A 9,984-nucleotide genomic window follows, 5' to 3' on the forward strand; every position below is an offset into this window, starting at 1 on the left:
GAACGCATCGGCTGGCACCCGGGCTTGTCCGGCCCGTTCACCCTCTACACCACACCCCGACCCGTCGCCTACTTCTCCCACCACGGCGCCGGATGCTTCATCCCCGACGACAACGGCGAATACCGCCACGTCATCAACCAACTCGACAACCTCGCCCTCACCCCGCTCGAATCAGCCATGGCCATCGAACAGTTCGCCGCCACATTCGACCCGCAGGACACCGACAACACCTGACCCACCCACACCACAACAACAAACCGCGCACCCCTCCCCCACACCGCACCGCCCCAGCCAGACCCCGCGAACCGTCGGCACCCGAGGACACTCGACGCGGCACCACCAGCCGTCTCTGCTGGTAGAGACGGTCGCGAGCGACGACGATCATGCACACACTGCTGACAACCCCGGCAAGTCACTATTACAGTGACAACGCGACCACACACGGTCGTGTAGTGCAGGGGGAGGAACAGTGGTGGGATCAGACGTGTCCGCCGCCAGACAGGCACTGGTGCGCCTGGACGACGTGCCGGGGCGACTACCGGATCTGGTGTTCGTGCTGGTCACCGCGGGTGAAGGCGGGCGACCGGGTGGGCTTGAGGTCCGGCAGACCGCGCGGAACGAACTCGCGATCGCAGCCTATTCGTCGATCCAGCTGCTCGTCGATGCCTGCGGGAGCGGGCAGCCGTGGGTGCAGGTCGCCCGGGACCGGCTGGTCGAGGTATGCCAGGAGCTGGGGATCGGTGTCGTGGCGTTCGATGCTGTGCTCGACCCCGTGCCGCGTTACCCGGACGTCGACAGTCGTGATCAGCCGCCGTTGGAGCCGGTCGAGCCGCTGGACGAGCCGGATGGGCGGGTCTACGTGCCCTCGCGCCCGGTGCGGACCGGCCAGTACGTGGTCGAACTCGAGCTGCAACCCGTCCGGAACGGGCGGCCGGTGCTGCTGGCCTACACCTCACCGCAGCTGCTGGCCGCCGGATGCGGCCCGTATCAGCCCTGGGTCGCCATCGACACCGGCGACCTCCAACACGTAGTGCACGAATCCGGCGGGCACGGTGTGCTGCTCAACCCCGTGCTCGCCGAGGAGTTCCGGCACACCGCACCCGTGCACAACTGGACGTCACGGTCAGCGATCGGAGGGGAGTAAGGCATGTCCATGCCCTATGGCGACACCAGCAGCGGCTACAGCTACACCGAAGGCGCCCTCACCGGCGTCGCCGGACAGCTCCGCGACGGGGAAAAGGCGCTCGACGCAACCACTTCACGAGTAGTCCAGGCGGTCGATGCCGGCGCGTCATCCGCCATCATCGGAACCGTCCTGGACGACATCATGAAGATGGGCGTCGGCGCCGCAGGTGCAGCGGGCGGGGCTGCCGAAAAGGTCCACGCCGCCAATGGCGCCTACGACGACATCGAGAACAACCACGCCGGACAGCTCAAGCTCAACGACAAGCACGCCGACGATCCGGATACCCACCGCGAAATACACGTCCACGGCTAAAATCCATGGCTGAAGGGGAGAGCAGCATGGGACAAGCACTCAACACCACCGTCAACGGCTCATCCGGCACCTGCACCGCCGCCGCGGACTGGCTGCACACCGTCGCCGACGCCGGCCACCACGCCGCCGGGAACGTCCGCAACGCCCGCAGCGGCGCCGAAGCCGGGTGGCACGGGCCGGCCAGCCAGGCATTCCAGGAATCAATCGACAACATCGACGTCACCGCCGACGACATGGCCAACTGGGCCGCCAGCACCGAACGCGGCCTCCGCGAGTTCGCGTCCTCGCTGGATGCGGTGATCGCCCGCATGAACGACGCACTGGCCAAAGCCCACGCCGGCGACCTGCGCGTCGACGGGCCCTTCATCGTCGAACCCGACCCGATCCCCATGAACAAACCCGGCACCCCGATCGAGGTCTGCACCGCCGGCGGCGGAACCCGCGCGGTCGGCATCTACGAAGGCGATGTCAAGCAGTACAACAGCCTGGTCGCCGACCACAACACCAAAGTCGCCGTCTACAACGAATGCAAAGCCATCGTCGACGCTGCCCGCACCACCGAAGGCAACGCACACCAAGCACTCCGCCAAGCGATCCAGCCACCCTCAGGCCGCCTCGACATCGACGCCTACAAAGTCGGCACCACCACCATCGCCCGCGTCAACAGCTACATCAGCTCCTTCGAAAACCCCCGCATGGAAGCCCTGCAGAAAGCCCAACGCGCCGCCACCAGCGCCCAATTCTTCGACGGTTGGGCCAACGGCACCCTCATCAACATGACACCTGAGGACAAAGCTCTCCTCAAATGGGCAGCCGACGAATCGCGCGGCAATAAGGCGTCCTACGAAACCCGCGCACAACAATTCGAAAAGTACGTCAAAGACGTGCCTCCAAAAGTTCGCGATTGGATTGCCAAGTACCCCGGCAAGGGCCAGCTCCACGTCCTACCAGAAGACGCGGGACTAGGCCTGAAGGCGGGGCAGAAGCTAGCCAAAGGAATGCCTTACGTGGGCAGCCTTCTTACCGTGGGAAATGAGGCTTATTCGGCCTATAAGGGCGAGCAGACCTGGGGGAAGGCTGTCGCTGATTCTGGCGGCCTGATCGTAGGCGGCGCACTCGGCGGTATAGCGGCGAGCGCAGCAGCTGGCGCCATCTACGGCGCACCGCTGGGTCCTGTTGGCTCGTTCGTGGTAGGAACAGCCGGTGGTATCGCGGGCGCGATCGGCGGGCAAGCTGTCACCGACTGGCTCGTGCCGAAATAGGCAGGAAACACACCCATGACGAAAGCACCGACGCCGGATAGCGCAGACGGCCCTGTTGACCTTCCTCCCCGGCCGGACCCGCAAACCGGTGAGCCATTCCCACCGCATGGCCTAAGCTACTTCGGAGGCGAGCAGCGCCCGCACTATGCCGACCCTGGCCGCGAAACCCGGCTCTCGCATAAGCCTGCACCTCCACCAGACAAGGGACCAGTCCTGGCTTGGCACCGGGAGAGCCGCAAAGGGAAATTCACGAGCATCGTCGTAGGATTTGTCATCATGCTCGTGATTGTTGCCGCGATTTCCCTATTTCATGGCGACGGCTTCGGCGCATTCACAGCGTGGCCCATGTGGATCATCATTGTCGTCGGTACATTCTTGACGAGCAGCCCGTTCACCTATCTCACCTACGCGGCCGGCGCAGACTGGTTACTGGTAGAGCGCTCCCGTTGGGGCATCAAGAAGCGAATCTGGCTCGACCTGTACAAACTGACAAAAATAGATGCTTCTTACGGCGGTACAACCTTCCACCTCTGGCTCTACAATAAGGGCGGAGGCTTCTCCCGAAGCACACAAGAACTGCAGTTGGATCGCCGAATCTGGGACCTCGTCTACAACGGAATTCTGCATTCAGTAGCCAGTGGTGCGCAGGTCAGCAATCAAGCGATCGGCATCCTGCAGCTCGACAAGACACCGGCGTTGAAGATCCGGAATTCCGAACACCGCGAGCGGTAACGCACCCTGAGCGGGCCAGCCGCTCGAGCCGCCGGGCACACCTCAGAGACAGTGTGCGCCTTCGTCGGTGTGCTTGTGCCATAGCCGCAGTCCTACCTGGTCGACGTGCGCGTCGGTCCTGCTGCGCGGAACGCGCACACCGGGCAGGTCAGCTCCGGCCCGTCTTGGTAGTCATACGTTTTGGCCAGGGCGTAGCCGGCACGCAGACCGGGCAGGAACTCGTGCCGCAGCGCGGCTCGGCTTTCACCGCGCGAGACAACTCGCCGAGCTTCGCGACCACGTCGAGGAATGCCCGGTCGGGCAGCAACCGCAGGTCACGACCCCGGGAGGACTCCATTGGCGGCACCGCACTGCCGCAGACGAACTCTTGTACGCGGAGCGTGCAACCGCCGCGGTGGCCGCCGTCCCAGGTGAGGACGCACGCCTCGAAAGCGATGGCCGCGCCCACGCTGTGGCCGAATGACGCATAGTCCCCGGTACTGATCTCGCCGGCCACGCTCGCGTGCCGATTCCTCAACGGCTCCGCCAGAGCCCGCAACTCGTCCGGCACCAACCGCCGGTACAACGCATCGACCACGGCACACGACCATCCACACTCCCATCGTTTGCGCCGCGTCCGCAGGGCGCCGGTCGAGGACCGGGCCGTGTTCACGGCGGTGGTGGACGTGCTGACGAGCGGGTGTGCGTGGCGAATGCTGCCACCGTCGTTCGAGGTCACGGTGGCGACCGCGCATCGCCGGTTCACCGAATGGACCGAGGCCCGTCTGCAGCCCCGGCTGCACCGGGCTGTCCTGGACGAACTGAGTGGTCGAGGCGAGATCGACTGGTCCCGGGCAGTCCTTGACCGAGCATCGGTGCACGCGAAAAAAGAACCCATGCCCGGCCCGAACCCGGTCGACCGCGGCGAGTCCGGATCGAAGATCCATGTTCTGTCCGACCGAGCCGACCCCGCCACCGCGCACTCGGCAAACACCGGTGGGGCATCGAACGATCCATCGCCTGGCCCTTCAGCTACCACCGACTCGCCATCCGCGACGGCCGCTAAACCAACCACCTCTGCGCCTTCCGCACCCTCACCTGCTACAAGAAACTCACGAAATTGGTCACGCTTTCAGTACTGCAGCAACACTTCGTGATGTGCTGGTTGAGCATCCCCGTGGTTCACCGCAGATGAGGTCTATGGGCGGGCCGGTCGGCTGCGGCTCTGGCTGGAAGCCGCAGGATATCGCTCACGTGTTCGCCGTTTCCGCCGAGATCGAATTGGCCGAACTGATACGGGCCGGTCATCAGGCAAGACTCCGCGAGCGGCTCGTGGCCTCGACGGTGAGCGCAGTCGGTGGCGAAGCCGGGCCACGACGCTTTCCGTCACGCCAGCAGCTCGGTGCGGTACTGCGCGGCGAGTTCCGCCGCCTTCTTGCCGCGTTCGGCTTGCTCGGCCTCGGTCAGTTTCGGCGGCTCCGAGTTCGCACTCGGGACCGGGTCGGCGACCTGCCGGAAATAGTCCTCCTGGCCGGCCGGGGTGCACATGCAGTGCATGCGTGCGGGCCGGCCGGAGGCGTTGCGGAAGAAATGCGGGGCATTCGCCGGGATGTTCACCGTCTCGCCCGCGTTCACAGTGACGTCCTGGCCGCGGAAGGTGAACCGGATCTGTCCTTCCAGGATGGTGAACATCTCCTCGAAGTCGTGCCGGTGCGGCGGCGGGCCACCACCCGGCGGGATCCGCATGTCGATGAGGCAGTACCGGCCGTTGGTCTGCGCACCGGTCACCAGGATGGTGTAGATGTCGCCGGCCAATGCGATGTGCTTCAGGCTGCCCTTGTCGCCGGGACGGGCGACGGTGAGCTGCCGTTGCAGATCGTCGGCGGGAATCGGGGACTTGCCGGGTTCGGTCGTCATTCTCTCTCCGGTCTATTGTGGACAGTTCCGATCAGGAACGGCGCCAGGATCCGGAGGAACTGTCCGGGATCCTCTTCGGCAACGAAATGGCCGACGCCGGGAAGCACCGCCGTGGTCACGCCGGGCACCGCGGGCCGGAGGCCGTCGGCGAGCCGGGTGCCGGCGCCCAGTCCACCGCCGATGGTGAGCACCGGCATGGTGAGCCGTCCGCCGTCCTCGTACCAGGTGCGGTTGACCTGCCCGTCGGCGAGCAGCGTCCGGTAGTGCTCGAAACCGCTGCGCAACGAGGCGAAACCCGAGTAGGAGCGGCTGACCGCCGCGACGTCCGCCGGGGCGATCGCATCGGGCCTGCCCGCGAGGTGAGCGAACCACCAGCGGAAGAACTCCTCTTCGTGACCGGCGACCAGCAGCTCCGGCACCTGCGGGGTCATGAACAGCCCGAAGTGCCACCGGCCCCCGTGTGCCACGTCCATTGCCTGCTCCAGCCCGAACCCGGGAACCGCGAGTTCGGCGAGCACGAGCCGCTCCACCGTCTCGGGGTACCGCCGGGCGCAGGCGAACGCGACCATACCGCCGATGTCGTGCCCGACCAGGCGGACGGCCTGGTCCAGCCGCAGCGCTTTCAACAGCCCGCACAGGTCGTCGGCTTGGGTGTCCTTGTCGTAGCCGGACTCCGCCCGCGCGGACTCACCGAGCCCGCGAAGATCGGGCGCCACCACCGTGAAACCGAGCCCGGCGAGTGGCGCGAGCACGTGCCGCCACGCGAGAGCCGTCTGCGGCCAGCCGTGCAGCAGCACGAGCGGTGCACCCTCGCCGCCGATCAGGTAGCTCAGCGTGGTGCCGTTGACGCACGCTTCGCGGCGGGTGAATTCCCGCGGCAGGGTCTGCATCGCCACCGCTCAGTTCGGGATGAGCGAGGCGACGGCAGGCAGAACGGCTTGTCCGGCAGGGGAATTCCAGTCGCGTGCCAGCCCGGTGAGGATCATGTTCGTCGACGCGATGACGGCGCCGGCCGATTCCATCTGGCGCAGGGCGGCCTCGTCGGCGACCCCGTTGGGCGAACCGCCCGCGTCGGCGACGACGTACACGGTGTAGCCGCGCTCGAGCGCAGTAATCGTGGGATAGACGGTGCACACGTCGTTGGTCACCCCGGCGATGATCAGGATGCGCCGTCCGGTGTCCTCGACCGCAGCGGCGAACGCGGGGTCGTCCCAGGCGTTGACGACCCCGGTGCGCTTGATGCGGCCGGCGTACTCGTCCGGCACGAACTCCTCGAAGTCCTTGGCCAGCGGCCCCTGTGCCTGGTCCTCGAGGGACGAGGTGAGGACCAGCGGTATCTCCAGTGCCTTGGCCGCCCTGGCGAGCGCGAGCGCGTTCGCCTTCAGCACGTCCTGGTCGATCGAGCCGACCCAGCTCATCGTGCCGTCCTGGTGGTCGATCAGCAGCAGCGCGGTCTCACCGGGCAGAAGCATGTGCAGCGTCATGGTTTTTCCTTGCAGTAGTGGGAAACTCTCCGGAAAAGCGAGCGAATGCGCGGGGACGGTGAGCGGCTCCGCGCGGAGCAGGGCTGCCTCGGCGACAGCGATCATCGCGGCCGTTCCTGCAGCTGGATGGCAGACGGGTGGGCCCGGTCGTGGTGATAGGTGTCGGTACCGACCTTCCGGCCGTAGAAGTGGGTCATCGGAGCGTCGGCGATCGTCGAGTCGTGGTTACTGATCGACAACCGGATCCGATCCCCGCGGCGCGCGAGGAACGACATCGGCAACAGCTCGACCCGTAGCTCGTAGACCTGGCCGGGAGTGAGCGGCTCGGCCTCGGTGTGGTCGTGGAACGGACGCAGCGGCGTGGTCAGCTCGGGCACCTCGGCGCGATGTGAGGCCCGCAGCCAGCCCTGGGTGACCCGCTTCGGCGGCGCCCCGGATTCCGGTCCGGGCACCACGTACAACGACACGATGAGGTCGACGTCCTGCTGGTCGGTCGAGGCGTGCAGGGTCAGCACGCCCTGCCCGGTGAACTCCCGGTCGCGGTCCATCGGCTCGGACGTGAAGGTGGTTACCCGCGCGAGGTGGTCGGGCTTGCCCTCGGCGTCGAAGACGGTGACCCCGGCCCGCCACTGCGGATCCGGATAGGACCAGGACGTGCGGTCCTGCTCCGGTGTGGGCGCCTCCGCGGTGAGGGAGCCGTCGTTGAGCGAGGTCACCGTTCCGCTGTGGTTGCCGGACAGATAGAGCGTCGCCGTTTCCGCGTCGGCGGGCGGCCAGGTGCTCGCCGCACGGTAGGTGTTCTCGTTGTTGACGTAGAACCGGACGTTCGGCCGGTCCATCACACCGTTCTGCACGCCCTTGAGGTGGTGGTCGTACCACGGCAGCACCTCGGTGCGGTGGAACTCCTCGTCGAAGTAGTACTGCTGGGCGGCGGCGAAGGTGTCCGGGTGCGCGATCAGCAGCTGCCTGGGGCCGCGGACGCGCTCGTAGCCGGCGAAATTGCCGCGCAGGTGCAGTGAAGCCTTGCCCCAGGCGCCGATCGAGAACACCGGGATGTCGATCCGGTCCAGCTCCCAGAACGGGGACCGGCGGTGGTGCCACTCGTCGTCGAAGGGGTGGCTCAGCACGTCGAAGGCGAACTGGTCCTTGCGGCCGTCGTGGAAGTCGATCCCGTTGAGCTGGTGCTGCATGAGCACCGAGCCGAACAGCCAGGACGCGAAGAATCCCTGGGTGCTCGGGATACCGCCGTGGTACATCCAGTCGCGGTACATGTCCGTGGCGCCGTCGTAGGCGACGATCGTCTTCAGATGCGGCGGACGCGTGCGTGCGGTGTTCCACTGGCTCCAGCAGTAGTACGACATGCCGACCATGCCGACCGCGCCGTTCGCCCAGTCCTGCACCGCGACGTGCTCGATCATGTCGTGGACGGCTTCCCCCTCCTGCCGGGAGACCGGATCCCAGCTGCCCTCGGAACGGCCGGTGCCGGGCACGTCCATCGCCACGTAGGCGTAGCCGTGGTCGAGGTAGAACTGGATCGGGCCGTACTCGACGAAGGGGAAGATCGGGTGTGCCGGGAGCCGGCGCAGCGACTTCTGGTACGGCGATGCGCCCAGCAGCACCGGAAGCGGACCGGAGGCATGCTCCGGGAGGTACACGTCGGCCCTGGCGAGATCACCGGCACGGGTGCGCACCTCGATCTCGAACGGGGCCACCGCCACATCGACCACCTGCTCGTTCCCTTCTCGCCGAGGCGGCTGGATACCCCACAAAGGACAGTCAGCGTGGTACCACGTCGACCCACAATCCGGAACATTTCGTCCGGATAATCGATACTAGTCTAAGCTGGCCGGCACTGTCCAGTTGCATTGAGCCGAATGTCGCGTCACGCCGAGGAGAACCGATGCCCCGCCCGCGCAAAGCCCGCCGAGATGCGGAAGCCAACCGTGAACGGCTCCTCGCGGCGGCTGTCACGGCAATGCTGCGGGAAGGCCGCAACGTCCCACTGGCCACCATCGCGGCCGAGGCCGGCCTCGGGATCGGCACGCTCTACCGGAGCTACCCCGACCGTGACGCGTTGCTGCACGCACTGGAGTACCGCGCGTACGGTCTGCTCAACGGGATTCTGGACGGAATCGAGGAGGAAGCCGGGCTCGGCGGGCTGGACGCGGTCGCCCGGTTTCTCGAGGGTTCGCTGATCGTCGGCGACCAGCTGGTCCTTCCGCTGCACGGCGCACCGCCGCTGCTCACCCCGGAAGCCGTGGAAGCACGCCGGGCGATCAACCGGCGGCTCGAGCACTTCATCGCAGCCGGCCGCGCCGAGGGCACGATCCACTCGCCGGTCAACGCGACCGACATCATCACGTTCAGCGCGATGATCACCTACCCGAGGTCCCACGACCTCGACTGGGACCACCTTGCCCGACGCCAGATCGCGCTGTTCCTGAACGGCGTCGCCACCGGCGGCCCGGCTGCAGTGCCGGGTCCTCCGGTCGAACGCACGGGTGTCGAGCAGGCCTTCGAACGCCAGGCCCGGCCGTAGCGCAGCCGACACCGCCCGGGACGCCGGGCGGCTGAGGACCCTTGCGCGGCAGTGGTTTGGGGGTGCGGCGGACGGACGCCTGGAACTTGCCGGCGGCGATGGTCGCGGCCAGGGGTGCGGAGTGAGTGTGAAAGGCTGACTCCAGGCGTCGAAGAGGAGGGTCACCCCGCTGGCCTGCGCAGTGCCCTGGTCATCTCGGCGGCATGCGTGAGACCTCACGCAGTCATGCGCGGTGTCGTCTTGAGCCGCCGGCAGAGCTCCTCGGCGACAGACGCGACACATATCCGCAGCTGCACACGGGCGAGGCCGCGTCCGCGCTCAATGTGGGTTGTGCTGTTGATGGGCGGCACTGCCGTGCGACCCAGCGGCCGCCTGGCCGAGGTGATCCGGGGTGTCGCGTCAGACTGAGGCGATGGCCCCTGCTGCGGCTTCGGCTATTCCGTGCCCAGCCAGGCGGCGACGTCGTCGCGGGTGGTGCGTTGGCCGCCGAGGGCGCCGCGGCCGGGGAAGGTGTGGTGCACATCCGGGGCCATGTCGTGGATCAGCGACATTTCCCCGCGCGAGAGCGCGGCA

11 protein-coding genes and 1 pseudogene are annotated in these 9,984 nt (G+C 66.9%); 7 read left to right on the forward strand and 5 right to left on the reverse strand.

Going from position 1 to position 9,984, the window contains the following annotated elements; all coding sequences use genetic code 11:
- From ABD793_RS42320 to ABD793_RS42340, 5 genes are all read left to right on the forward strand, one after another.
- Positions 1 to 234 (forward strand): Scr1 family TA system antitoxin-like transcriptional regulator (locus tag ABD793_RS42320; protein ID WP_344869512.1); only part of this gene is annotated, 234 nt, incomplete at its 5' end.
- 238 nt (positions 235 to 472) lie between these two features.
- Positions 473 to 1,144 carry an SAV_915 family protein gene (locus ABD793_RS42325; protein WP_344869513.1) on the forward strand — a complete coding sequence of 224 codons (672 nt, stop codon included), beginning with the start codon at positions 473 to 475 and terminating at the stop codon, positions 1,142 to 1,144.
- Between the two features lie 3 nt (positions 1,145 to 1,147).
- Positions 1,148 to 1,498, forward strand: a complete 351-nt coding sequence (locus ABD793_RS42330) for a hypothetical protein (protein WP_344869514.1) — start codon at positions 1,148 to 1,150, stop codon at positions 1,496 to 1,498.
- A 26-nt stretch (positions 1,499 to 1,524) separates the two neighbouring features.
- Complete coding sequence (locus ABD793_RS42335; protein ID WP_344869516.1) at positions 1,525 to 2,760, forward strand: hypothetical protein; 1,236 nt, start codon at positions 1,525 to 1,527, stop codon at positions 2,758 to 2,760.
- A 15-nt stretch (positions 2,761 to 2,775) separates the two neighbouring features.
- On the forward strand, positions 2,776 to 3,492 hold the full coding sequence (locus ABD793_RS42340) for a hypothetical protein (RefSeq protein WP_344869518.1): 717 nt from the start codon (positions 2,776 to 2,778) through the stop codon (positions 3,490 to 3,492).
- 148 nt (positions 3,493 to 3,640) lie between these two features.
- Here ABD793_RS42340 and ABD793_RS42345 read toward each other — a convergent pair whose 3' ends face one another.
- Positions 3,641 to 4,069 (reverse strand): hypothetical protein, encoded by a 429-nt coding sequence (locus ABD793_RS42345; protein ID WP_425548859.1) that lies wholly within the window; start codon positions 4,067 to 4,069, stop codon positions 3,641 to 3,643.
- Between the two features lie 16 nt (positions 4,070 to 4,085).
- On the opposite strand from ABD793_RS42345, the pseudogene ABD793_RS42350 reads away from it, so the two are divergent.
- Positions 4,086 to 4,534, forward strand: a pseudogene (locus tag ABD793_RS42350) (transposase); the annotation flags it as partial.
- Positions 4,535 to 4,857: 323 nt separating this feature from the next.
- Here ABD793_RS42350 and ABD793_RS42355 read toward each other — a convergent pair.
- The 4 genes from ABD793_RS42355 to ABD793_RS42370 are packed head-to-tail and all read right to left on the reverse strand — an operon-like array spanning position 4,858 to position 8,599.
- Positions 4,858 to 5,388 (reverse strand): cupin domain-containing protein, encoded by a 531-nt coding sequence (locus ABD793_RS42355; RefSeq protein WP_344869522.1) that lies wholly within the window; start codon positions 5,386 to 5,388, stop codon positions 4,858 to 4,860.
- On the reverse strand, positions 5,385 to 6,278 hold the full coding sequence (locus tag ABD793_RS42360) for an alpha/beta fold hydrolase (RefSeq protein ID WP_344869524.1): 894 nt from the start codon (positions 6,276 to 6,278) through the stop codon (positions 5,385 to 5,387). Before ABD793_RS42360 ends, ABD793_RS42355 begins: the two co-directional genes overlap by 4 nt.
- 9 nt (positions 6,279 to 6,287) lie before the next feature.
- Positions 6,288 to 6,977 (reverse strand): isochorismatase family protein, encoded by a 690-nt coding sequence (locus ABD793_RS42365; RefSeq protein WP_344869526.1) that lies wholly within the window; start codon positions 6,975 to 6,977, stop codon positions 6,288 to 6,290.
- Positions 6,974 to 8,599 (reverse strand): CocE/NonD family hydrolase, encoded by a 1,626-nt coding sequence (locus ABD793_RS42370; RefSeq protein ID WP_344869527.1) that lies wholly within the window; start codon positions 8,597 to 8,599, stop codon positions 6,974 to 6,976. The genes ABD793_RS42365 and ABD793_RS42370 overlap by 4 nt, the downstream gene beginning before the upstream one ends.
- A gap of 173 nt (positions 8,600 to 8,772) precedes the next feature.
- Between ABD793_RS42370 and ABD793_RS42375 the strand changes: the two genes are divergently transcribed.
- Complete coding sequence (locus tag ABD793_RS42375) at positions 8,773 to 9,411, forward strand: TetR/AcrR family transcriptional regulator (protein WP_344869528.1); 639 nt, start codon at positions 8,773 to 8,775, stop codon at positions 9,409 to 9,411.
- Positions 9,412 to 9,984: the final 573 nt, after the last annotated feature.

The sequence above is a fragment of the Amycolatopsis ultiminotia genome, assembly GCF_039536925.1.
GTDB lineage: Bacteria > Actinomycetota > Actinomycetes > Mycobacteriales > Pseudonocardiaceae > Amycolatopsis > Amycolatopsis ultiminotia.